Source organism: Glycomyces sp. NPDC047010 (assembly GCF_040644205.1).
Taxonomy (GTDB): domain Bacteria; phylum Actinomycetota; class Actinomycetes; order Mycobacteriales; family Micromonosporaceae; genus Glycomyces.
Genome location: NZ_JBEYVY010000002.1, coordinates 550,220 through 572,384, shown reverse-complemented (window position 1 = coordinate 572,384; position 22,165 = coordinate 550,220). Strand labels below are relative to the sequence as shown.

24 protein-coding genes are annotated in these 22,165 nt (G+C 72.3%); 16 read left to right on the top strand and 8 right to left on the bottom strand.

Translation table 11 applies throughout. The annotated features are described in order from the left end of the window. Positions 1-143: 143 nt before the first annotated feature. Both dnaE and AB0A65_RS06205 read right to left on the bottom strand, forming a co-directional pair. Positions 144-3,686, bottom strand: a complete 3,543-nt coding sequence (dnaE, locus tag AB0A65_RS06210) for a DNA polymerase III subunit alpha (RefSeq protein ID WP_359947050.1) — start codon at positions 3,684-3,686, stop codon at positions 144-146. A 149-nt stretch (positions 3,687-3,835) separates the two neighbouring features. Then, positions 3,836-4,648: a helix-turn-helix domain-containing protein gene (locus AB0A65_RS06205; protein ID WP_359947047.1), complete on the bottom strand. Its 813-nt coding sequence runs from the start codon at positions 4,646-4,648 to the stop codon at positions 3,836-3,838. Positions 4,649-4,781: 133 nt separating this feature from the next. Between AB0A65_RS06205 and AB0A65_RS06200 the strand changes: the two genes are divergently transcribed. From AB0A65_RS06200 to AB0A65_RS06190, 3 genes are all read left to right on the top strand, one after another. After that, the gene (locus tag AB0A65_RS06200; protein ID WP_359947044.1) at positions 4,782-5,180 is read left to right on the top strand and encodes a hypothetical protein; all 399 of its coding nucleotides are present in this window, start codon (positions 4,782-4,784) and stop codon (positions 5,178-5,180) included. A 166-nt stretch (positions 5,181-5,346) separates the two neighbouring features. Continuing rightward, entirely contained in the window at positions 5,347-6,327 is a 981-nt protein-coding gene (locus tag AB0A65_RS06195; RefSeq protein WP_359947041.1) for a DUF4192 domain-containing protein, read from the top strand. Between the two features lie 158 nt (positions 6,328-6,485). After that, complete coding sequence (locus AB0A65_RS06190; protein WP_359947038.1) at positions 6,486-7,109, top strand: molybdenum cofactor guanylyltransferase; 624 nt, start codon at positions 6,486-6,488, stop codon at positions 7,107-7,109. 130 nt (positions 7,110-7,239) lie between these two features. On the opposite strand, the gene AB0A65_RS06185 is transcribed toward AB0A65_RS06190, so the two are convergent. Together AB0A65_RS06185 and AB0A65_RS06180 are read right to left on the bottom strand one after the other, a co-directional pair. Continuing rightward, the gene (locus AB0A65_RS06185) at positions 7,240-8,166 is read right to left on the bottom strand and encodes a rhomboid family intramembrane serine protease (RefSeq protein ID WP_359947036.1); all 927 of its coding nucleotides are present in this window, start codon (positions 8,164-8,166) and stop codon (positions 7,240-7,242) included. A 10-nt stretch (positions 8,167-8,176) separates the two neighbouring features. Beyond that, positions 8,177-8,689, bottom strand: coding sequence for a peptidylprolyl isomerase (locus AB0A65_RS06180; protein WP_359947033.1), 513 nt, complete (start codon positions 8,687-8,689; stop codon positions 8,177-8,179). Positions 8,690-8,868: 179 nt separating this feature from the next. On the opposite strand from AB0A65_RS06180, the gene AB0A65_RS06175 reads away from it, so the two are divergent. Beyond that, positions 8,869-9,168, top strand: coding sequence for a hypothetical protein (locus AB0A65_RS06175; protein ID WP_359947031.1), 300 nt, complete (start codon positions 8,869-8,871; stop codon positions 9,166-9,168). Between the two features lie 395 nt (positions 9,169-9,563). Here the strand turns inward: AB0A65_RS06175 and AB0A65_RS06170 are convergent, their stop codons facing one another. Beyond that, the gene (locus tag AB0A65_RS06170; protein WP_359947218.1) at positions 9,564-10,721 is read right to left on the bottom strand and encodes a PLP-dependent aminotransferase family protein; all 1,158 of its coding nucleotides are present in this window, start codon (positions 10,719-10,721) and stop codon (positions 9,564-9,566) included. A gap of 196 nt (positions 10,722-10,917) precedes the next feature. On the opposite strand from AB0A65_RS06170, the gene AB0A65_RS06165 reads away from it, so the two are divergent. Both AB0A65_RS06165 and AB0A65_RS06160 read left to right on the top strand, forming a co-directional pair. Continuing rightward, a complete protein-coding gene (locus AB0A65_RS06165; protein WP_359947029.1) occupies positions 10,918-11,436 on the top strand; it encodes a YbhB/YbcL family Raf kinase inhibitor-like protein in 519 nt (172 codons plus the stop codon). Continuing rightward, the gene (locus AB0A65_RS06160; protein WP_359947026.1) at positions 11,429-12,583 is read left to right on the top strand and encodes a thiolase family protein; all 1,155 of its coding nucleotides are present in this window, start codon (positions 11,429-11,431) and stop codon (positions 12,581-12,583) included. Before AB0A65_RS06165 ends, AB0A65_RS06160 begins: the two co-directional genes overlap by 8 nt. A 158-nt stretch (positions 12,584-12,741) precedes the next feature. Here the strand turns inward: AB0A65_RS06160 and AB0A65_RS06155 are convergent, their stop codons facing one another. Beyond that, the gene (locus tag AB0A65_RS06155; RefSeq protein WP_359947023.1) at positions 12,742-13,002 is read right to left on the bottom strand and encodes a cell division protein CrgA; all 261 of its coding nucleotides are present in this window, start codon (positions 13,000-13,002) and stop codon (positions 12,742-12,744) included. A gap of 425 nt (positions 13,003-13,427) precedes the next feature. Here AB0A65_RS06155 and AB0A65_RS06150 point away from each other — a divergent pair, with 425 nt between their 5' ends. The 5 genes from AB0A65_RS06150 (at position 13,428) to AB0A65_RS06130 (ending at position 16,946) form a co-directional block, all read left to right on the top strand. Next, positions 13,428-14,543 carry a class E sortase gene (locus tag AB0A65_RS06150; RefSeq protein WP_359947020.1) on the top strand — a complete coding sequence of 372 codons (1,116 nt, stop codon included), beginning with the start codon at positions 13,428-13,430 and terminating at the stop codon, positions 14,541-14,543. 1 nt (position 14,544) lies between these two features. Then, positions 14,545-14,847 carry a hypothetical protein gene (locus AB0A65_RS06145; protein WP_359947017.1) on the top strand — a complete coding sequence of 101 codons (303 nt, stop codon included), beginning with the start codon at positions 14,545-14,547 and terminating at the stop codon, positions 14,845-14,847. A gap of 16 nt (positions 14,848-14,863) precedes the next feature. Next, positions 14,864-15,466: an aminodeoxychorismate/anthranilate synthase component II gene (locus AB0A65_RS06140; protein WP_359947014.1), complete on the top strand. Its 603-nt coding sequence runs from the start codon at positions 14,864-14,866 to the stop codon at positions 15,464-15,466. Positions 15,467-15,605: 139 nt separating this feature from the next. Continuing rightward, positions 15,606-16,043: a hypothetical protein gene (locus tag AB0A65_RS06135; RefSeq protein ID WP_359947011.1), complete on the top strand. Its 438-nt coding sequence runs from the start codon at positions 15,606-15,608 to the stop codon at positions 16,041-16,043. Between the two features lie 48 nt (positions 16,044-16,091). Further along, the gene (locus AB0A65_RS06130) at positions 16,092-16,946 is read left to right on the top strand and encodes a YihY/virulence factor BrkB family protein (protein ID WP_359947008.1); all 855 of its coding nucleotides are present in this window, start codon (positions 16,092-16,094) and stop codon (positions 16,944-16,946) included. Here AB0A65_RS06130 and AB0A65_RS06125 read toward each other — a convergent pair. Next, complete coding sequence (locus AB0A65_RS06125) at positions 16,943-17,605, bottom strand: response regulator transcription factor (RefSeq protein WP_359947005.1); 663 nt, start codon at positions 17,603-17,605, stop codon at positions 16,943-16,945. The genes AB0A65_RS06130 and AB0A65_RS06125 overlap by 4 nt on opposite strands. Further along, the gene (locus AB0A65_RS06120; RefSeq protein ID WP_359947002.1) at positions 17,602-18,801 is read right to left on the bottom strand and encodes a histidine kinase; all 1,200 of its coding nucleotides are present in this window, start codon (positions 18,799-18,801) and stop codon (positions 17,602-17,604) included. The genes AB0A65_RS06125 and AB0A65_RS06120 overlap by 4 nt, the downstream gene beginning before the upstream one ends. Positions 18,802-19,016: 215 nt before the next feature. On the opposite strand from AB0A65_RS06120, the gene AB0A65_RS06115 reads away from it, so the two are divergent. The 5 genes from AB0A65_RS06115 to AB0A65_RS06095 all read left to right on the top strand — a co-directional run bounded on the left by AB0A65_RS06115 (position 19,017) and on the right by AB0A65_RS06095 (position 22,117). Beyond that, the gene (locus AB0A65_RS06115; RefSeq protein WP_359946999.1) at positions 19,017-20,021 is read left to right on the top strand and encodes a carboxymuconolactone decarboxylase family protein; all 1,005 of its coding nucleotides are present in this window, start codon (positions 19,017-19,019) and stop codon (positions 20,019-20,021) included. Then, positions 20,014-20,436, top strand: coding sequence for a DUF6220 domain-containing protein (locus AB0A65_RS06110; RefSeq protein WP_359946996.1), 423 nt, complete (start codon positions 20,014-20,016; stop codon positions 20,434-20,436). Before AB0A65_RS06115 ends, AB0A65_RS06110 begins: the two co-directional genes overlap by 8 nt. Before the next feature lie 90 nt (positions 20,437-20,526). After that, positions 20,527-21,081 carry an NUDIX domain-containing protein gene (locus AB0A65_RS06105; protein ID WP_359946993.1) on the top strand — a complete coding sequence of 185 codons (555 nt, stop codon included), beginning with the start codon at positions 20,527-20,529 and terminating at the stop codon, positions 21,079-21,081. Then, positions 21,078-21,599, top strand: a complete 522-nt coding sequence (locus tag AB0A65_RS06100; RefSeq protein WP_359946990.1) for an NUDIX domain-containing protein — start codon at positions 21,078-21,080, stop codon at positions 21,597-21,599. Before AB0A65_RS06105 ends, AB0A65_RS06100 begins: the two co-directional genes overlap by 4 nt. Further along, positions 21,599-22,117 carry an NUDIX domain-containing protein gene (locus AB0A65_RS06095; RefSeq protein WP_359946987.1) on the top strand — a complete coding sequence of 173 codons (519 nt, stop codon included), beginning with the start codon at positions 21,599-21,601 and terminating at the stop codon, positions 22,115-22,117. The genes AB0A65_RS06100 and AB0A65_RS06095 overlap by 1 nt, the downstream gene beginning before the upstream one ends. The last annotated feature ends 48 nt before the right edge of the window (positions 22,118-22,165 follow it).

The window sequence follows — 22,165 nt, the reverse complement described above, 5'->3', positions numbered from 1 at the left end:
CCCTTCTCGGTGGACGGTGCTGCCTCCATGACGGATGCCGGGCCGCCGATGTGACCGCGCCTCGTGCGATGCGCGTCACACACCATTCCGGAGACGGAACCGGGCCCGTCGAGGACGACGGGCCCGGTCCGCACTGTTCTCCCTCAGCCCATGAGGGCCCCGGCGCCGAGCAGCGCCTTCAGGTCCGCGGACAGCTCCACGGAGGGCCGCACCCGCCAGGCGTCGCCGAGGGCGAGCAGGGTCGTCTTGGGGCCGTTGGCGATCTGGACGCGGACCTGCGCCTCGCCGCGGTGGGTCTTGAACGTGTCGGAGAGCTTCTCGATGAGGTCGGGGTTCACCGACGCGGCGCGCAGCGCGAGCGTGATCGGCGCCGAGTTCGACTCCGGCCCGGAGGTCGTGTCGAGGACGGCGAGGTCCTGCGCGATGAGCTGCGCGGTGCCGTCCCGGCGGTCGAGCTTGCCCTTGACGCAGCAGATGAGGTCGTCGGCGAGCGACTCCGACACCAGCTCGTACGTGTTCGGGAAGAACCGCACCTCGATGGAGCCGGCGAGGTCCTCCAGGGTCGCCGACGCCCACAGCTTGCCCTGCTTGGTGACCCGCTTCGCGACGTTCTGGAGGATCCCGGCGACGCGCACGTTGGCGCCGTCGGGCAGCTCCTCGCCGTGCAGGGCCGCGATCGGCCGGTCGGCGTTCGCCGACAGGAGCCGCTCGAACCCGTTGAGCGGGTGGTCGGAGACGTACAGGCCGAGCATCTCCCGCTCGAACCCGAGCTTGTCGCGCCGGTCCCACTCGTCGTCGGCGATGGTCAGGTCCACGCCGAGCGTGTCGGTGGTCTCCTCCATCATGCCGCCGAACAGGTCGAACTGGCCGCGCGCCTCCTCCTTCTTGATCGACACCATCGCGTCGATGGCCTTCTCGTGGACCTCGGCGAGGCCCCGCCGGGCGTGCCCGAGGGAGTCGAACGCGCCCGCCTTGATGAGCGACTCGACGGTCCGCTTGTTGCACACCGGCGCCGGGACCTTCTGGAGGAAGTCCTTGAAGTCCCCGTACGCGCCCTTCTCCTCGCGGGCCTCGATGATCCCGGCGACGACGTTCGCGCCGACGTTGCGGACCGCGCCGAGCCCGTACCTGATGTCCTTGCCGACCGGGTGGAACATGTGCCGCGACTCGTTCACGTCCGGCGGCATCACCGTGATGCCCATGCGCCGGCACTCCGACAGGTACACGGCCGCCTTGTCCTTCGAGTCGCCCACGGAGGTGAGCAGCGCCGCCATGTACTCGGCCGGGTAGTTCGCCTTCAGGTAGGCCGTCCAGTACCCGACGAGCGCGTAGCCCGCGGCGTGCGACTTGTTGAACGCGTACCCGGCGAACGGGAGCATGATGTCCCACAGGGTCTTGATCGAGTCCTTGGAGTACCCGTTGCCCTGCATGCCCGCCTCGAACGCCGCGAACTGCTTCTCCAGGACGTCGAGCTTCTTCTTGCCCATGGCCTTGCGGAGCACGTCCGCCTGGCCCATCGTGAACCCGGCGAGCTTCTGCGCGATGCGCATGATCTGCTCCTGGTAGACGATCAGGCCGTACGTCTCGGCGAGGATCTCCTCCAGGGCCTCCGCGAGCTCGGGGTGCAGCGGCGTGACGTCCTGCCGCTTGTTCTTGCGGTCCGCGTAGTTGTTGTGCGAGTTCGCGGCCATCGGGCCCGGCCGGTACAGGGCGTTCACCGCGATGATGTCGTTGAACTCGGTGGGCTGCATGCGCTTGAGGAGCTCGCGCATGGCGCCGCCGTCGAGCTGGAACACGCCGAGGCTGTCGCCGCGCGCCAGCAGCTCATAGGCTTTCGGGTCGTCGGTGGCGAGCGTGTCCAGGTCCAGTTCGATGCCCCGGTTCAGCTTGATCGCCTCGATCGCGTCGCCGATGACGGTGAGGTTCCGCAGCCCCAGGAAGTCCATCTTCAGGAGGCCGATGTCCTCGCAGGACGGGTAGTCCCACCCGGTGATGATCGACCCGTCCGGCCTGGCCCACATGGGGATGCAGTCCACGAGCGGCTGCGACGACAGGATGACCGCGCAGGCGTGCACGCCGGCGTTGCGGATCAGCCCCTCCAGGCCCAGCGCCGTGTCGAAGATCGTGCGGACCTCGCCGTCCGACTCGATGAGCGACCGGACCTCCTGGGCCTCCTTGAACCGGTCGTGGCCCGGGTCCATGATCCCCGACAGGGGGATGTCCGTGGCCGCCACGGGCGGGGGGAGGGCCTTGGTGATCCGCTCGGCGATCGAGAACCCCGGCTGCCCGTGGTGGACGCGCGCCGAGTCCTTGATCGCGGCCTTGGTCTTGATCGTGCCGAACGTGATGACCTGGGCGACGAACTCCTTCCCGTACTTCTCCGTCGCGTACGTGATCATCTCGCCGCGCCGCCGGTCGTCGAAGTCGATGTCGATGTCGGGCATGGAGACGCGCTCGGGGTTGAGGAACCGCTCGAACAGCAGCCCGTGCTCGATCGGGTCGATGTTCGTGATCTTCATCGCGTACGCGACCAGCGAACCGGCCGCGGACCCGCGGCCCGGCCCCACGTAGATCCCGATCGACCGGGCGTGGGAGATGAGGTCGGCGACCACCAGGAAGTACGACGGGTAGCCCGCGTTGATGATGACGTTCAGTTCGAGCTCGGCCCGCTCCAGGTAGTCCGCGGGCACGTCCCGGCCCGGGAACCGCTCCGCGAGGCCCGTGCGCACCTGCTCCCGCAGCCACGTCCCCTGGTCGTGCCCCTCCGGCACGTTGATCACGGGCATCCGGTCCTGCACGGCGAACACGTCGTCGTAGGACTCGACCATCTCGGCGACGAGCAGCGTGTTCGCGCAGCCCTCCTGCCACAGGTCGTCGGTCTTGATCCCGTACATCTGCTCGGCCGAGCGCAGGAAGTAGCCCTCGCCGTCGAACTTGAACCGCTTCGGGTCGTCGAGGGTCGTCCCCGACTGCACGCACAGCAGCGCCGCGTGCGTCGACTTCTGGTCCTCGGTCACGAAGTGGGAGTCGTTGGTGACCAGCGGCCGCAGCTTCATCTTCTGCGCCATCTCGTACAGCTCGTTCTTCACGCGCATGTCGATCTGGTTGTCGTGGTCCATGATCTCCAGGAAGAAGTTCTCCTCCCCGAAGATGTCCCGGTAGTCCGAGGCCGCCTGGTACGCCGCCTCGTGCTGCCCGAGGCGGAACCGGGTCTGCACCTCCCCCGAGGGGCACCCGGTGGTCGCGACGATCCCCTCGGAGTACTGCGCGATGAGCTCCCGGTCCATGCGCGGCTTGTAGTAGTAGCCCTCGAACGACGCGGTGCTGGAGAGCCGGAACAGGTTCTTCAGGCCCGTCGAGTTCTTCGCGACCATCGTCATGTGCGTGTACGAGCCGCCACCGGAGAGGTCGTCGCCGCGCTGGGACGGCTCGCCCCAGAACACGGGCTTCTTGTGGAACCGGTCCTGCGGCGCGATGTACGCCTCGATGCCGAGGATCGGCTTCACGCCGGTCTTCTTCGCCTCCTGGTAGAACGCGAACCCGCCGTACATGTTGCCGTGGTCGGTCATGGCGATCGCGGGCTGCCCGAGCCGCTGCGCCTCCGCGAACAGGGGTTTGAGCTTCGCCGCTCCGTCGAGCATCGAGTACTCGGTGTGCACGTGCAGGTGGACGTACTGGTTCGACACGCTTGACTCCCGCTTTGACCTGTGGTTTTGTCCTCGCTGGGCCCCCGGCCGCGCCCCCGCGGACGGCCCGCTCCAGACCTTCTAGCCTAGCCCCCCGCCGGGCCCGCCCGCGCGGCCTCCGCGGCACCTGCGGGCCCCGCCACGGCCCCTCACGCGCCCTTGGCGAACGCCTCCCGGGTCGGCTCGTCGAGGGGGAAGAACAGCTCCACGGCGAGCTCCGAGACCGTCACGTCCCGCGGCGCGCCGAACGTCGCGATCGTCGTGAACATCGACAGCTCGCCCCGCGAGGACCCCACCCGCAGCGGCAGCGCGATCGGGTGCGGCGCCGCACTGTCGTCCCACTCGGCCCTGCCCCGCCCGCCGTCGTCCGCCCCGGCCGGCCCGTACCCGCCGACCTCCTCGATGAGCGCGGCCACCACCGGGTGCTCGTCCACCGCGTACTGCTCCCGCAGCCGGTCGAGGAAGTACCGCTGCACCTCCCGGAAGTTCCGCAGCCGCGGCGCCATCCCGCCCGGGTGCAGCGCGACCCGCGCGAGGTTCACCCGCCCCGACAGCAGGGCCGGGTCGACGCCCTCCATGAGCACGGCCGCACCGCCGTTGAAGTCGAGGAGGTTCCCGAACCGGTCGACCACCACCGCCGGGAGCGGGTCGTGGTGCTCCAGGATCAGCGCCACCGCCTGCCGGGCGACCGCGAGCCGCTCGTCCCAGTAGTCCGTCTCGTCCCACGCGGGCGCGAACCCGGCCGCCACGAGCAGCGCGTTCCGCTCCCGCAGCGGCACACCCAGGTCCTCGGCGAGGCGCAGCACCATGCGGCGGCTGGGCTCGGCCCGGCCGGTCTCGATGCGCGACAGGTGCCTCGCGGACACGCCGGTCCGCACCGACAGCTCGAACTGGCTGAGGCGGCGGCGCTCGCGCCACTGCCGCAGCAGCGCACCGAACGCGGGAAGGGTCTGCACGGTCACGGCGCAACCGTATCCGCGCCCGCGCCGCCCGGCCATGACCTCCGAGGTCATTGCGGACCGGACCCGCCGGGCCCACGATGGTCGGCATGCGGCGGCCACCCGAGCCCCGCCCGACCCCCTTGTGGAGGAACCCATGACGACGACCGCCCCCGCCACCGCCGAGGCCCGCCTCCGCACCCTCCTGCGCCAGGACGCCGCCGCGTGCGCGGCGTTCGGCCTCCTCATGACCGCCGGGTTCGCCCTGGTCGACTCGCTGCTGGGCCTCGGCCCGGCCTGGGCGGTGCCGCTCGGCGTGTACCTCCTCGGCTGCGCGGTCGCACTCGCCCTGGTCGCCGGGTACCCGGTCCTGGTGCGCGGGCAGGTGATCGGCGTGGTGGTGAACAACGCCGTCGCCGCCACTGCGCTGGCGGCGCTGCCGTTCACGGGCCTGGTGGACCTGACGGTCGCCGGGGTGGTCGTGATGCTCGGCGGGGCGGCGCTGGTGGTGCTGTTCGCGGTGCTCGAAGCCGCAGGGGCGAAGCGCCTCGCCTGAACCGATCCCACCGAAAGGGGCGGCGCGGAAGCGCCGCCCCGAGCGGCTACCACGTGATTCCCGAACACGCCAAACAATCCACAACCACTTTCTTCACCACAAAAAGTTATCCACAGCCAGAAAAAGAATTCTTGCCAGTAGTCGACACCTGACGGACAGTTGACCGATGAGCACGACACAGGCGAGAATCAGCATCAAGAGCCCCACTGACCTCCTGACGACACTCCCGCATCTCATCGGCTTCCGCCCGGAGAACAGCCTCGTGGCGGTGGGCCTCATCGACCGGGAGCTCCAGTGCACCTTCCGGGTGGACCTTCCCGGCTCGGCCGACCACATGGAGCACCTGGTCGACCTGACGGCGCAGCTCAGTCGCAACGACTGCGACGAGTGCGTGGTGATCGCCTACGGCGACAAGGAGGTCGCCGAGGCGTCGATCGCCCGTGCGGCACTCCGCTTCCACCACGCGGGCATCGAACCGCTCGACAAGCTCCGCGTCACCGAGGGCCGCTGGTTCAGTCTGACCTGCGACCAGCCCTGCTGCCCCTCCGAGGGCACGCCGGTCCCGGAGTCCACTCCGGCGTCCTGCGAGGTCGCGGTCGCCGGCTGCTATGCGGCGGCTGACCGCGCCGCGATCGCCGAGCAGCTGGCCCCGGCCCCGCCGGGCCGGCGCGCCGCGGTCGAACGGATGGTCGCGCAGACGCTCGCCGCCGAAGCGGACCTCGACTGGGCGGCCCAGCGCTCCCGCGACCTCCATGCGATCGACCACTGGCTGAGCACGCGGGCCCTCCCCGGCCCCGAGGACATCGCCTCGATCGGCCTCGCCTTGGGCGACTTGGACATCCGCGATTACGCGCTCCGCCGCATCAGCGCCGGCGGGCTCGACGGGAACCGGATCGACCTGTGGCTGTGGGTGGCGCGCCACATGGCCGACGACCTCCTGGCCCCGGCCGCGACGGTCGCGGGCTTCGCGGCCTACCGATTCGGCAACGGCGTCCTCGCCCTCGAAGCGTTCGAGACCGCGCTCAAGGCCAGCCCGCACTACCGGCTCGCCCAGATGCTCATGGCGGCACTCCAGGCGGGCTACCCGCCGAGCGCCCTCGACAAGATCGGCACCGGCGACATCGAAGCCGCGGAGAAAGAGGACTGAACCCGGGCCTCCCCCGAAACCCGCACGACCTCGTCCGACCCGAAAGAAAGGAAAGGTATGCCGACACCGAAGACCGCACCGCGGCCCATGGGAACACGTACCCGAACGGCACCGTCCACAGGCCACCGCGCCACGGCGCTGATGGCTAGTCTGGGGGCATGGGTGAACTCCCGAGCGATTTCGCCGCGATCCTCCTGGTCGGCGGCAGGGCCCGGCGATTCGCCGGATGCGCGAAGAGCGAACTGGTCGTCGACGGTGCGACGATCCTCGAACGGATGCTGGCGGCCTGCACCGGGGCGGCCGCCCGGGTGGTGGTGGGCGCGCGGCCCGCCGACGCCGCGCCCCTCCCCGAAGGGGTGGTCCAGGTCCTGGAGGACCCGCCGGGTTCGGGCCCGGCGAGGTCGGTCCGGACCGGCCTGGAGCACGTCCCCGACCACTGCACGCGGGTCGCGGTCCTCCCCGGGGACCTCCCGTTCCTGACGCCGGAGGCGCTGCGGCTCCTCCTCGGTACAGCGGACGCGGCGGGCCCTGAGACCGGAGCGGTCTTCTGCGACAACGCGGGACGCAGGCAGTGGCTGTGCGGCGTATGGCCCGCGGCGCGGCTCCGCCGCAACGCGGCCGTGGTCGAGCCGGGAGCCCCCGCGAGGTTCCTGTTCACCGGGATCGACATCGAGACCGTGGTCTGGGAGGACGCCAGTCCGCCCCCGTGGTTCGACTGCGACACCCCGGAAGACCTCGACCAGGCCCGAACCTGGGCCGCCGACATGAAGCTGTCCGACTAACGATCCAGGGGCGGGTGGGGTGGGGGCGGGGGGGGGAGGGGCCCCAAAGGCGATCGCGCGGAGAACTCGCGGACCGACCGGACCTGACAGGACTCGCCGGACCCCGGGGCCGCCTTGCGGCGGCCCGGGGCTAGACGACGTCGAAGCGGTTGTCGAGGGCGCCGGTCTGGAAGAACGTGACCGCGGCGAGCGCGATCAGGAACAGCGCGAAGCCGACCCAGTGGAGCTGGCGCCGCTCGCGCGGCGTGAACGTGAGGATCGCGCCGCAGATCAGGCCGCCGACGAGGCCGCCGACGTGGCCCGCGAGGCTGAAGCCCATAAAGATGGTCAGCACCAGGTTGAGGCCCAGGAGCACGTAGATGCCCTGGTTGTCGCGCCGGAGCTTGCGGTTGACCATGATGAGGAGCCCGAACAGGCCGTAGACGGCGCCGGAGGCGCCGGCCGTGAACGTGTCGTAGGAGAACAGGTAGACCGCGACCGAGCCGGCGAGGCCGGACAGGAAGTAGGCCGCGGTGAACCGCGCGGGCCCGAGGTCGCGTTCCAGGATCCGCCCGAGCATCCACAACACCACCATGTTGAACAGCAGGTGGATGACCCCGAAGTGCAGGAACATGCCCGTGATCATGCGGTAGTACCCGCCCGCGGCCACGACCGGCGCGGTGAACGTGCTCCCGAAGAGCGTCACCGGCACGTCGGTGCTGTAGCCGGGCACGTACCCGATCTCGGCGCCGAACATGTGCAGGGGCGTCATCGCGGAGGACGTGACCGCCGCGAAGCTGCCGCCCGCGACGATAGCCAGGACGAACACCGCGACGTTCGCGCCGATGAGGATCTTCGTGGCGGTCCCGGCGACGCCCGCGCGCGAGCCGCCGCCGAACGAGGAGCGCGTCTTGCGCATCGTCCGGCGGCCCTCGGCCACGCAGTCGGGGCATTGGAAGCCCACGGGGGCGTCGATCCGGCAGTCGGCGCAGATCGGCTTGTCGCAGCGCACGCAGCGCAGGTACGTCTGGCGGTTCCGGTGGCGATAGCAGACCGGGGCCGACTGCTCTTCGCTCATCGAGGAGGTGCTACTTCTCGATGACGACGGACTCGATGACGATCTCGTTGACCGGGCGGTCCATCGGGCCGGTCGCGGTCTTGCCGATGCGGTCGACGACCGACTGCGACTCCGGGTCGGTGACCTGGCCGAAGATGGTGTGCTTGAAGTTCAGGTGCGGGGTCGGGCCCAGCGTGATGAAGAACTGGGAGCCGTTGGTGCCGGGCCCGGCGTTCGCCATGGCGAGGAGGTACGGCTGGCCGAAGTGGAGGTCCGGGTGGAACTCGTCGGCGAACTGGTAGCCGGGGCCGCCGCGGCCGGTGCCCGTGGGGTCGCCGCCCTGGATCATGAAGCCGTCGATGACGCGGTGGAAGATCACACCGTCGTAGTACGGGCCCGAGCCGGGCTGGCCGGTCTCCGGGTCCTTGTACTCCTTGGTGCCCTCCGCGAGGCCCACGAAGTTCGCCACCGTCTTGGGCGCGTGGTTGTCGAGCAGTTCGATCCGGATGTCGCCGGCATTGGTCTTCAGCGTCGCCTTCGTCATGGCGTCTATGGTGCCAGACGGCCGAGGTTCGTCCAACTTTCTCCCCCGTTTCCCTCGACGGGTGTCACAGGCCGGTGCACGATGAGTTGTACATGCACCTAGAGGAGGCATTCACGATGGGCTTCAGCCGACGTTCCGCGACTCCCACCCGGGAGGCAGTGGACCATTTCAAGCACGGTGTGACCTCGTTCAAGGACGCGGGTTTCGCGGCCGCGCGGGGCACCCGCGACGCCGCGGCGCCGAAGGTCAACGTCGTCCTCGCGAAGGTGGGGCTGCGCAAGCCCCCGGCGCCGAAGTGGCCGTGGGTGGCGGGCGCCATCGGGGCGGGCCTGGCGATCGGCGGGGCCGTCGCGTACCTGTGGTACCGCCAGCGCACGGAGTCGATCGGGGAGCAGCTGCTCGCCGACGAGCTGCTCGACGACACGGAGCTGGACGACCGGGCGCTCCAGGAGGAGCTCGTCGACAGCGTGAGTCGGTAGCGCCGCCGGGCGGCGCGGCGGTCCGGGGGGACGCCGCCGCCGCGGCGAGCAAGGCAAGGCATCCGGCTCGGGGCCGGGTGATCGGGGATCCGTGCGGGCACGGGTCCCCGGAATCGTTCCGGGGCAAGGGGAGCGCGGTGCCGGGAAGGGCAACGCCGGACCGGTGTCTCGCTCCGGGGGGGAGTGGGCGAGCTCACCGATCCGGCGTCAGGGGGCGGGATAACGGCTGCTGCCGCGGCTGGGCCGCGGCCACGCAACCGATTGTGGCGCCCCGTCGGCTTCCGGGGAAGAGCGGTGCGGTGGCGGTTATACGCCATGTCGCATAACCGCCATCCGTAATGGACGGAGTGTCGCCGTGCCGTCACGTACCGTGCCGTGGCGGATGGTGCACCGGGTCAGGCGCGGGAGGTCTCCACGGCCTTGGCGAGGCGCCGCACGCCCTCGTCGATGCGGTCGGCCTTCACGGCCGAGTAGGCCAGGCGCAGGCAGGACTCGCCGCCGTCGAGGACGAAGTCGGTGCCCTTGACGACCTGGACGCCTTCGTCGGCGGCCGCGGCGGCGACCTTCGCGCAGTCGACGCCCTCGCCGAGGTCCACCCACAGGAAGTAGCCGCCGTCGGGGACGACGAACTCGGCGTTCGGCAGGTGCGCGCGCAGGGACGCGGCGAGCTGGTCGACGCGCTCCTCCAGGGCGGCTTTGACCGTCTCGATGGACCGGTCGAGGGCGCCTGAGGCCGCGAACTGGTAGATCGTGGACTGCGCGAACATGTTCGGCGCGATGTACGTGTTGGTGGCGGCGGCCGCGATCTGCTTGATGAGGTCGGCGGGGCCGACGAGGTAGCCGGTGCGCAGGCCGGGGCAGACGGTCTTGGAGAACGAGGACGCGTAGACGACGCGGCGCCCGGCGTCCTGCTCCAGCATGGTCGGGAACTGGTCGCCGCGGAAGCGGATGTCGAGGTACGGGTCGTCCTCGAAGATCGTGAAGTCGTAGTCCTCGGCGAGCTGGAGGAGGCGGACGCGCTTGTCGCCGGAGAGCGTGACGCCGGCGGGGTTCTGGAAGTTCGGGATGATGTGCGCCAGGGACGGGCGGACGCCGTCCTTGAGGAGCACTTCGAGCTCGTCGACGTCGAGGCCGTCGGCCTGGACGCGGACGGGGTGGAGGCGGCCGCGGCGCTCGCGCAGGCCCAGGAGGGTCCGGTCGTAGGTGGGCCGTTCGACGACGACCGGCGAGTCGGGTTTGACGAGCGCGTCGAACAGGAACGCGTCGGCCTGCATCGAGCCGTTGGTGACGAGCACGTTCTCGGGCTGGACGCCGTGCTTGGCGGCGATCCACTCGCGCAGCGCGGGGTAGCCCACGGACGTGCCGTAGCCGGTGGTCCCGGCCGGGTCGGCTTCGAGGGCGGCCACGGCCGCGGCCTTGAGGCCCTCGGTGTCGACGATGTCGAGCGACGGGGCGCCCCGGGAGAAAGAGATGACGTCGATGTTCGGCATGACACCAGCGTAAGCGGCCCGAAGGGTGGGCGTCGAGCGGCATGTGCGCGGGCCGCGGCGCACTTCACGTCCCGGCACGGGGAGGGAGCGCGGGGCAGGGCCGGTCAGGGCGCGGCACGGGGGCGGCGCCGCGCGGTCGGGTCCGGGCCGGGGTGCGGGCGCGATACGGTGCAGGAGAAGCCGTTCGCTGTGAAGCGCAGATCCCGCGGCCCCGCGGGCGGACCGTTCCGTCCCGGAGGGGCCCGGAAGGAGGAGGACGATGACGTCGCTCGACCGCACGAGGGCCCCGTGGCCTTACGATTTCCTTCCCGCCGTCCCGTCGTTCGCGGTCGTCTCCGACGACGTGGCCGACGGCGAGGTCCTGGCGGCCGCGCAGGTCGCCGGGCAGGACGTGTCCCCGCACCTGGCGTGGTCGGGGTTCCCGGCCGGGACCGCGGCGTTCGCGGTGACCTGCTTCGACCCGGACGCGCCGACGGGGTCGGGCTGGTGGCACTGGATGCTGCTGGGCCTGGACGCGTCGGTGACGGAGCTCGCGACGGGTGCGGCCGCCTCGCCGCCGCCGGGGTCGGTGCAGCTGCGCAACGACTCGGGGACCACCGAGTTCGCGGGGGCGGCGCCGCCACCGGGCGACCCCGACCACCGGTACCTGTTCGCCGTGCACGCGTTGAAGGCGCAGGTGGACGTGGACGCGGGGGCGTCGATGGCGGTGGGGGCGTTCCACCTGACGTTCAACACGATCGCACGCGCGGTGGTCGCGCCGGTGTACCGCAATGGCTGAGGCGGTGGTCCTCGCCGCCGCCCGCACGCCGCTCGGGAGGCGCAAGGGCGTCCTGGCGGGCGTGCACCCGGTGGACCTGGCGGCGCATGCGATGAACGCGGCGCTGGCGCGGTCGGGGCTGGGGCCGGACGCGGTGGACGACGTGGTGCTCGGGTGCGTCTCGCAGGTCGGGGAGCAGTCGTGGAACGTGGCGCGGAACGCGGTGCTCGCGGCGGGCTGGCCCGACGCGATCCCGGGGACGACGGTGGACCGGCAGTGCGGGTCGAGCCAGCAGGCGGTCGCGTTCGCGGCCGCGGCGGTGCTCGCCGGGCACGCGGACGTGGTGGTCGCGGGGGGCGTGGAGTCGATGACGCGCGTGCCGATGGGGTCGAGCGTCGGCGACGGCGGGCTGCCGTACGGTCCCGCGGTGCGGGAGCGGTACGCGCCGGAGCTGGACGTGTCGGTGCCGGTGCCGTTCGACCAGGGGGTGGCCGCGGAGCGGGTCGCCGCGAAGTACGGGATCGGCCGGAAGGCCATGGACGCGTTCGCGCTGGCGAGCCATGAGAAGGCCGCGGCGGCGGCGGACCAGGGGCGGTTCGCGGCGGAGATCGCGCCGATTGCGGGCGTCGACGCGGACGAGGGCATCCGGCGGGACACGAGCCTGGAGCGGCTCGCGGCGCTGCGGCCGGTGTTCCTGGAGGACGGGTCGGTGACGGCGGGGACGTCGTCGCAGATCTCCGACGGGGCGGCGGCGCTGGTGGTGACGACCGACGAGCACGCGCGGCGGCTGGGGGTGCGGCCGGTGGCGCGGATCGCGGCGGCGTGCGCGGTGGGTTCGGACCCGGTGCTGATGCTGGACGGGCCGATCCCGGCGACGGCGAAGATCTTGCGGCGCACCGGACTCGACCTCGACGAGATCGACGTGTTCGAGGTGAACGAGGCGTTCGCGGCGGTCCCGCTGGCGTGGCTGGCGGCGACCGGCGCGGACGAGGAGCGGCTGAACCCGAACGGCGGCGCGATCGCCCTCGGCCACCCGCTGGGCGCCTCGGGCGCGCGGCTGGCCGCGACGATGCTGCATCACATGCAGGCCAATGGGTTGCGGCGCGGCCTCCAGGTCATGTGCGAGGGCGGCGGCATGGCGAACGCGACGGTCTTCGAACTGCTGTAACGAATCCGGAGCGATCGGGCGAATCACGAAATAAGCCGATAAATCCGCCCTTAAGGGACCCCTGGCACAAGAGTACGCCGGGGGTCCGACACTCTCCGGGGGCCGAGTCCTCGCGAGGAGGACTCGGGTTCACGAGCGGGACGCCGGGACCTGCTCGGTCAGCGCCACTTCGAGAGGACGAGGAGCGCCGCGACCATGCAGGAGAAGCCGACTGCGAGGTTCCAGTAGCCCCAGGCCGCGACGGGGTAGGCCATGCCGGAGAGGTAGAACAGGGTCAGCCAGCCGATGCCGATCACGATGAGGGCGACGGCGGTGATCGGGACCCAGGTGGGGCTCGGCTCGTAGCTCTCGCCCGAGCTGGTGCTCGTCCCGGCGGAGCTTGAGTAGACCTTCTTCTTGCGCACGCGTGACTTCGGCATCGACGACTCTCCAACTGAGGGACATGTCCGGCGTCCAGGGTACCGCCCGCCGGTGACGCGGCGTCCGCGCGGCATCGCGTAGCTCACACCCCGCGGGTGAGCTGCCCGATTCCGGGCCCCGAAGGCGTGTAAGGAGTAGTGCGGGAACGACATCGGCGGCGCAGCCGCGCCCCGTCCGGCGCGCCCGGGCCTCCGGGCCGCGGCGGCGCCGGTGGGCTGCCCGTTCGGGCGATACACGCCCTCGTGGGACAACCCTAGGATTGCCTCGCGCGTTATGGTTACGACAGCGCCCGCAGCACACGGGCACGACTGAGGGGAATTTCCAGGTGAGCGATCAGGACTGGTCCCCCTTCGCGAGCGAGCCGCCCCCTCGCCCGCAGGGTCCCCAGGGGGCCGCCCCCGGACCGGCGCCCCAGCAGCCGCCGGTGAGCCCGCCGCGCGCGCCCCAGCAGCAGAGCCCCCAGCAACCGGGGCCGCCGCCCTCGCCCCCGCAGGCGCCGCAGCCGGGCCCGCAGGTCCGGCAGCCGAGCCCCCCGCGGGCGGGTGCCCCTGCGCCCCAAGCGGGTCCGCCCGCCTCGACGCCCGGCCGCGCCAGCGTCCCCGGCGCCTCGGGCAAGGCCCAGGTCCCCGGCGACCGGCCGCCCGGCGCGCGCCCCAGCCCCGGCCCGCGCATGCCCCCCGCCGAGCCGGCCGAGCCCGACTACGACACCACGACCGCGCTGCGCCCCCCGAAGCTCGCGAAGGCCCCGCTCGTCCCCGAGCCCGACGGCACCGCGATCCTCCCCGTCATCCCCGCCGACGACGTCCCCGCCCCGCCCGGCGCCGAGTCCGCCGCCCGCAAGAAGCGCACCGTCAAGCGCCACCGCGGCGACGGCGCCCGCTCCACCGTGCGCGGCCTCGGCGAGGCCCTCATCAGCCTCGGCGCGGTCGTCCTCCTGTATGCCGCCTACGAGGTCTTCGGCGTCTCCGGCGAGATCAACAACGAGCAGGACACCCTCTCCACCGACCTCGACACCATGTGGCAGGCCGAGGAGGAAGGGGACGAGGGCTCCCCCGTCCCCGAGCTCGGCGACGCCTTCGCGCGCATGTGGGCCCCCGACATCCGCCCCGAGTCGTGGACCCTCGTCGAGGGCACCGAGCCCGCCGACATCGAGTACGCCCCCGGCCGCTACCTCGACGGCGCCATGCCCGGCGAACTGGGGAACTTCACCCTCGCGGGCCACAACGTGCCCGCGATCTTCCAGAAGATCCGCGACCTCGAAGCGGGCGACAAGGTCGTCATCGAGACCAAGGACTACTTCTACGTGTACGAGGTCCAGGAGCACGTCGTCGTCGACGAGACCCAGGTCGACATCACCGCGCCCGTCCCCGGCGAGCCCGGTTCCGAACCCGGCGACGAGGACCACTGGCTGACCCTCTTCACCTGCCACCCCCTGTGGGACAACTACGAGCGGTACGTGGTCTACAGCCAGCTCGTCGACACCATCGATCGCGACGCCGAGGGCGACCTGCCCGACGCGGCCGTGGACGCGGAGGCCTGACGTGTACTCGTGGATCTGGAGCAAGCTCCCGTTCGGCCTGCCCGGCAAGATCATCGGCTCGGTCGCCCTCAGCGCCGGCACGTTCGCGCTCCTGTGGTTCGTGCTGTTCCCCGCGATCCGCCCCCACATGCCGTGGAGCAACGTCGACCCCGCGGGCGGCGTGAACGTCGAGCAGCCCGAGGAAGGCGGCGACGCCTCCCCGACCTGCACGCCCGGCGTCGACTGCCAGGACACCCAGTTCGACCCGGAGGACTGGCACACCGCCGAGTCCCCGACCGGGGAGACCGACGGGGACGACGGGTGACCGACCGGAGCGGGCCGTGACGGGGAGCGTGCTGGTGGTGGACTTCCGCGACTCGTTCGTCCACACCATCGTCTCCTACCTGCGGGCCCTCGGGGCCCGCGTCGACGTGCGCCGCTCCGACCGGACCGATGTGGACGAAGCCGTGCGGCTGCGCCCCGCCGGGGTGCTGCTCTCCCCCGGGCCCGGCCGCCCCGACGAGGCCCGCCTCGGCCACGACCTGCTCGACCGGTTCGCCGGGGACGTCCCGATCCTCGGAGTGTGCCTGGGGCACCAGGTGATCGCCGAGCACTGGGGCGCGGTGGTCTCCCGCGCCGCCGAGCTGCGCCACGGCGAGACCTCCCCGATCCTCCACGACGGGACCGGCGTGTTCGCCGGGCTCGCGAACCCGTTCACCGCCACCAGGTACCACTCGCTCGCCGTGGAGCCCGGCAGCGTCCGCGACCCGCTGCGCGTCACCGCGACCAGCGAGGACGGGACGGTCATGGGGCTGCGGCACCGCACCGTGGACGTCGAGGGCGTCCAGTTCCACCCCGAGTCGATCCTCACCGACGACGGGAGCGCCCTGCTCGCGAACTGGCTGCGCCGCACCGGGACCGGTGACACCGCAGGGGGCCCGTGAGACGCCCCCGGGACGCGTTCCGCGCGGTATGCCGGATACGCCCCCGCGGCGTCGAGTGTGGATGCCCCGGTCGCGGTCCGCAGTCGCCTAAGCTGTGCGGACGCGGCGACAACGCCGCCTGCTCCCGGGGGGACCGCGCATGACCGACAAGGACTGGGCGCCGCGCCGAAAAGGCGGCGGCTCCGGGTTCGCCGGGGTCCTGCTCCTGCTCGTCGGCGCCTGGCAGGTGTTCATCGGGTACGCCGTCGCCTCCGGCGACGCCTACGTGTTCACAGGCGGCGGCTACTGGTACCGCGCCGACAACACCGGGTGGGGCTGGGTCAACCTCGCGATCGGCCTGGCGGCCATCGCGATCGGCTTCGTCCAGCTGGGCCGCGTGCGGTCCCGGCGCCTGGACCGGCTGCGCCGCGGCGGGTACGCCGGACTGCTCGTCGCCGTCGTCTCGGCCATGAACCAGTTCTTCCTCGCCCCCCAGTACCCGCTGTGGGCCACGCTCGTCATCGCCGTGGACGTCTTCGTGATCTGGGCGCTCACCACCGGGCCCGGGACCGGCGAGCGGGACCAGGACGGGCCCTAGATGCCCCGAACCGCCCCGCGGGCCCGCCGGGCCTGGCACCGTGGAGGGATGGGTGGACGGTCGATCGTCAAAGCCGCCAAGCGATACGGCGCGGCGAGCCGCGGCGACGCCGCGGCCGCCCTCACCTACTACTCGGTGCTCTCGCTGTTCCCCGCGATCCTCGTCGGCACCTCCCTCGTCGGGCTCCTCGACGCCGACGCGACCGCGTCGCTCCTCGACGGCGCCGGGACGCTCGTGCCCGGCGACTCCATGTCGATCATCGAGGACGCGGTCGCGCGCCTCCAGATGGACCCGCGCACGGCCGGGCTCCTCGCGCTCCTCGGCCTCGCCGCCGCACTGTGGGCCGCCTCCAACTACGTCGCCGCGTTCTCCCGCGCCCTCAACGCCGTCGACGACGCCGCCGAGACCCGCAAGTGGTGGACCGTGCTCGTCGTCAGGGTGGTCCTCACCGCGGTGGTCGGCGCTTTGACCGCGGTGTGCGCGGTCGTCGCCGCGACCGGCGGGTCCGCCGCCCGCGCCGCCGGGCGCGCACTACACGCCGGGGACGCCGCGGTCACCGTGTGGGGCTGGGTGAAATGGCCCGCGATCACCGTGCTCGTCGTCGTCATCGTCGCGCTCCTGTACTGGCTCGCCCCCGCGAAGCGGACCCGGCTGCGGCACCGCGCGCCCGGCGCGGCCCTCGCCGTGGTCCTGTGGCTCGCCGCGTCCGCCGGGTTCGGGCTGTACGCCGCGAACTTCGGCAGCTACGACAAGACGTACGGCGCGCTCGGCGGCGTCATCGTGTTCCTGGTGTGGTTGTGGATCACCAACGCCGCCTTGCTGTTCGGGTACGAGTACAACGCGACTGCCGAGACGGGGGACGAGGGCGACCCGGCCCCGGCCGCGGAGGGCGGGACCGCTTAACCATTCCCTTTGGCCTGCACCAGACCCGACTCGTACGCGAACACCACCAGGCCCGCCCGGTCGCGGACCGCGAGCTTCATCATCGCCCGGTGCACGTGGGTCTTCGCTGTCGCCGGGCTGATGAACAGCCGTTCCGCGATCTCCGCGTTCGTCAGCCCGCGCGCCACCAGCGCCACGATCTCCGTCTCCCGGGTCGTCAACCCCTCGACCTGCCCGGCGAGGCGCGAGGGCGGGTGGGCGACGTACTCGGCGACGAGCTTCGCGGCGATCTGCGGCGACAGGAGCGTCTCCCCTCCCGCGGCGGCCCGGACGCAGCGCAGCAGCTCCTCCGGTTCGGTGTCCTTCACGAGGTACCCGGCGGCGCCGGCGCGGAGCGCGTCGAACACGTACGCGTCGAAGGAGTAGTTAGTGAGCATGACGACGCGCACGTCGCCGAGCCGGTCGTCGGCGGCGATGGCGCGCACGGCGCCGATGCCGTCGCCGCCGGGCATCTCGACGTCCAGGAGCGCGACGTCCGGGAGGACCTCGGCGGCGAGGCGCGCGGCAGTGGGGCCGTCGGCGGCCTCGGCGACCACGGTCATGTCGTCCTCGGCGTCGATGAGCGCCCGGAACCCGCCGCGCATGAGCGGCTGGTCGTCGGCGAGCAGGACCCGGATCACCGCGACTCCTCCAGTTCGGGCGCGCCCCCCGCGACCGCGGTGCTGGCGGCAGGAAGTGCGGTATCGGGGAGCGACGCCCGGACGGTGAAACCGTACGCGCCGGGTCCGACATCAAGGGTGCCGCCGAGGTCGTCGACGCGTTCGCGCATGCCGGTGATCCCGCGGCCGGGGACGACGGCGGCGGCGTCGCCGTTGTCGGCGACCTCCACGACGAGCGCGCCGTCCCCGCGGCGCACCCGCACCCGGACCCGGTCGCCGTTGGAGTGGCGGACCGCGTTCGTCAGCGCCTCCTGGACGATCCGGTACGCGGCGTGGTCGGTCTCGGCGTCCACCGGGACCGCGCAGTCGATGTCGCACTCGACGTCGACGTGGAACCCGAGGCCCCGGTAGCGGTCGGCGAGGTCCTCGATCCGGTCGAGGCGGTGCCCGTCGTCGTCGCGGAGCATCGTCAGGGTCTCGCGCAGCTCCCGCGTCGCGTCCTTCGCGGCGGCCTCCACCGCGACCAGCGCGGTCGGGGGCTCCTCGTTCCGCTTGCGCGCCAAGTGGATCGCCACCCCGGCCTGGACGCGGATGACGGAGATCGAGTGGGTGAGGGAGTCGTGGAGCTCACGGGCGATCCGCACCCGCTCGTCGGCGGCCTTGCGTTTGACGGCCTCCTCGCGGACGTGCTCGGCCTCGGCCATGTACGCGTCCCGCTGGCGCCGCGACAGGCCCGAGATGAGGGCCACGTGCAGCCAGCCGACGACCAGGAGCGTGCGCTCCACGACCTGCGTGTCGAGCTGCCAGCCCGCGTTGTGCAGGTTCCCGAGCGCGGTGACCGCCGACAGCGCGAGCACCGTCCACACCGAGAGCGCCCGGTACCCGGTGTACATGGCGACGGCGATGGCGACCAGCGCCGGGACCACCGCGAGCGGGCCGACGCCGAGGGGCCCGGAGGCGAGGACCGAGCCGACCGCGAGGACCAGGACGAGCCGCGGGTGGCGCCGCCACAGCGGGAACACCAAGGGGCCCAGCATGAGCGGGAGCCAGCCCCACGGGGGCATGCCGTCGCGCACGTCCTTGATGAGGCCCGCGGCGAGGGTGTCGGCGAGCATCACGGCGGTGACGGCGAGGTCGAGGCGCCGGCCCGTCAGGACGCGGGCGCGCCCGCTGGACAGGCGGCTCTCGGGGGCCCGGGTCTCGGAGGGGTGCGGCATGTCCCCGATGGTATCGCCGCAGGCGGGCGGCGGCGTCGGCCCGCGGTGCAGGCCCGGGGTACGGCGCTGGGTGTACGCGGGGGCCGGTGCTGCTGCGTTCGGCGAGGCCGCGGATGCCACCTCGGGGCGGACGACGCGGGGCCGCGCGGCGGGGAGTCTGGAGTGGTGCGGCGGCCGCTGGGCCGCCGGAACCCCGAACGAGGAGGGAGTCCCCCGTGTCCCCCGCAGTCAGGCATGTCGTCCCTGTCGATCCGAGGCACGCCGAAGGCGTTGTGGCCGAGGTGTACCGGCAGGTCAAAGCCGAGCTGGGCGTCCTCGGCCCGGCGCTCACGATGTTCTCGCCGGCGCCGGAGCTGCTGGCGCCGGTGTGGTCGCTGCTGCGCGAGTCGCTGCTCGTCGGCGGCCCCGAGGAGCGGAAGGCGAAGGAGGTCGTCGCCACGGTGGTGGCGGTGCGCAACGGGTGCCGGTTCTGCACCGATGCGCACGTCACGATGCTGCACGCGGCCGGGGAGCCGGAGCTCGCCGAAGGGCTGCGCGCCGGCGTCGCGCCGCCGGAGTGGGCGGCGCTCGCCGACTGGGCGGCCGCGCCGACGGCGGAGGGGCCGTTCCCGGCGGAGGCCGCGCCGCGGTTCATCGGTACGGCGCTCGTGTTCGAGCTGCTCACGCGCCTGTTGAAGGTGCTGGCGGTGAACGAGGCGCCGAGTCCGGTGCTGACGACGCGGCTGGGCCGGTCGGTCGGGTCGCGGATGGTCCGCCAGGCGGTGGCCGCGGAGCTGGAGGCGGGCGCGTCGCTGCCGCTGCTGGAGGAGCGGCCGTCGTGGGCGCGGGGCACCGCGGTCCGCGAACCGGCATGGGCCGCAGGGACTCCGGTGGGTCGCGCGTACGGGGCCGTCAGGTCGATGGCCGCGTACGGGTCGATGCTGCTCTCGGACGCGGCCGTGGAGTCGGTGGCGCGGACGGTGGGCGTGCACGGCACGGAGCTGGCCGGCCGGGTGCCGGACCTCGCGGGCGGGGAGGGCCTGCCGCGGGAGGCGGCCCTGGGGGCGCGGCTGGCCGTGGGCGCGGCGCTCGCGCCCGGCGCGGTCGCGGACGCCGACGTGGCGTCGTGGCGCGGCGGGGTGTTCACCGACCACTGCGTGGTCCATCTGCTGGCGTTCGGGGCGATGACCGCGGTCGACGCCGTCCAAGACGAGATCGAAACGAGGAATGTCGATGCTTAGGTTCTATCGGGTGTGGATCGGCGTGCTCCACGCGCTGATCGGGATCCAGTTCTTCCTGGCCGGGTACGGGGCGCTGGGGACCGGCTCGCCCGACGAGTCGTTCTCCCTGCACATCATGAACGGGCGGCTCATCGCGGCGGTGGCGCTGCTGGGCATCCTGTTCGCGGCGCTGTCGCGGGCGGGCGGGAAGCTCGTGGGACTCGCGGCGGGCGTCCTCGGCCTGGTCGTGCTCCAGTCGCTGATCGCGCTGGTGAGCGTCGCGGGGACGACGCCGGGGCAGATCATCTTCGGGTTCCACGCGATCAACGCGCTCATGATCATGGGCGTCGCGGAGTCGTCGGCGCGGCTCGCGAAGCGGATCATCGCCGAGCGCAAGGGCGAGGAGCGCACGGAGGCCGTCCCCGCGGCCGCTTGAGACCTGCAAGGGGAACCAGGGGCCCGCGGCGCGTCACGCCGCGGGCCCGCCCGCGTGCCGGGGCGGGGGCGGCGGTGGGATGCTCGGGGCATGGGTGAGCTGGTGCGGCGCCGGTGCGCGCGGGTCCTGCTGGTCGACGGGGACGACCGGGTGCTGCTGTTCCGCAGCACCGACTACATGGGGCCGGGCGTGGAGTACTACGTGACGCCCGGGGGCGGCCTCGACGCGGGCGAGTCGCTGGAGGCGGGCGCGGTCCGCGAGGTGTTCGAGGAGACGGGCCTGCGGCTGGACGGGCCGCTCGGGCCGGTGGTCGCCGAGACCGCGGGCACGTGGTCCGACAGCCCGGAGCTGGTGGTCGAGTCGGAGGACGCGTACTTCTTCGTGCGCACGGCGCATTTCGAGCCGGTGCGCGACGGCCTGGAGGCGATCGAGCGGGAGGAGTTCACCGAGGCGGTGTGGCTCACGGTCCCCGAAGTGACGCGGATCGATGCGCTCGTGTTCCCCGCGGGGATCGCGACCCTGCTCACGGCGCTCCTGGACGATCCGAGACCGGCTGCGCCCCTTCGCATCCCGTGGGGCGCCTGGACATGGGACACCGATAGGGGCTGGACGACTACCGAGCGTGCCCCCATACTTGACCGGTGAGCGCGACGAACGAACCCACCCGAATCGACCGGTACGGCGCGCGGTGCATCGTGATCGACGAACAGGACGCAGTGCTGTTCATCGGCCGGTCGGCCGCAGCGGACCGCCCCGCCCGCTGGTTCCTGCCCGGCGGGGGCATCGACCCCGGCGAGACCCCCCTCGACGCCGCCGTGCGCGAGCTGTTCGAGGAGACGGGCCTGCACGTCCCGCCCGCCGACGTGACGGGGCCGGTCGCCCGCCAGCTGTACCGCGCGAACCGCTCGAACGGGCCGTTCACGCAGGAGAACCACCTGTTCATGGTCCGCACCGAGCGCTTCGCGCCGCACGTGTCCGGCGGCGACGCCTACGAGGCCGACTTCGAGTTCAACTGGATCTCCGCGACCGACTTCGACACCACCGACGGCTTCGACCACCCCATCGAGTCCCTGCTCATGCTGGTGAAACGACTCATCGACGGCGACGTGCCCGCCTCGCCCGTGGAGCTGGAGCCGGCCGGGTCCCACGGGGTGGCCGACTGATGGGGGACGTCGAGTCCGAGACCGGGGCCGAGTTCCGGGTCTCCGCGCGCGTGGTCCTCCTCGCCCCGGACGACACCGTCCTCCACATCGGCGGCAACCGCTGCCGCGAGGGCGTCGAGCGCTGGTTCACGCCCGGCGGCGGCGTCGAGGACGGCGAGGACCTGCCCGTCGCGGCCGCCCGCGAGCTCTACGAGGAGACCGCCCTCGAACTCGACCCGGCCGCCCTCGGCGGGCCCGTCGGGTACGGCGTCTACGTGTGCTTCCCGAACGGGCGCCTGCTGGTCCAGAAGAACTGGTACTTCTTCCGGCGGATCGAGCGGTTCGCGCCGCGGATGCTCATGGACACCGGGTACGAGAAGGACCTCGTGTTCAAGTGGCTGCCGGTCGACGAGTGCGGGTCCACCGACGGGATGCTCGAACCCGAGCGGCTCGTGGGCCTGGTCAAGCGGCTGCGGGACGGGGACGTCCCGGCCGAGCCGGTCGACGTCGGCGGGTCCTACGGGCCCTGGTTCGTCTGAGGCAGAACGGAACGGCGCCCCCGCAGGTGATGCGGGGGCGCCGTTCTG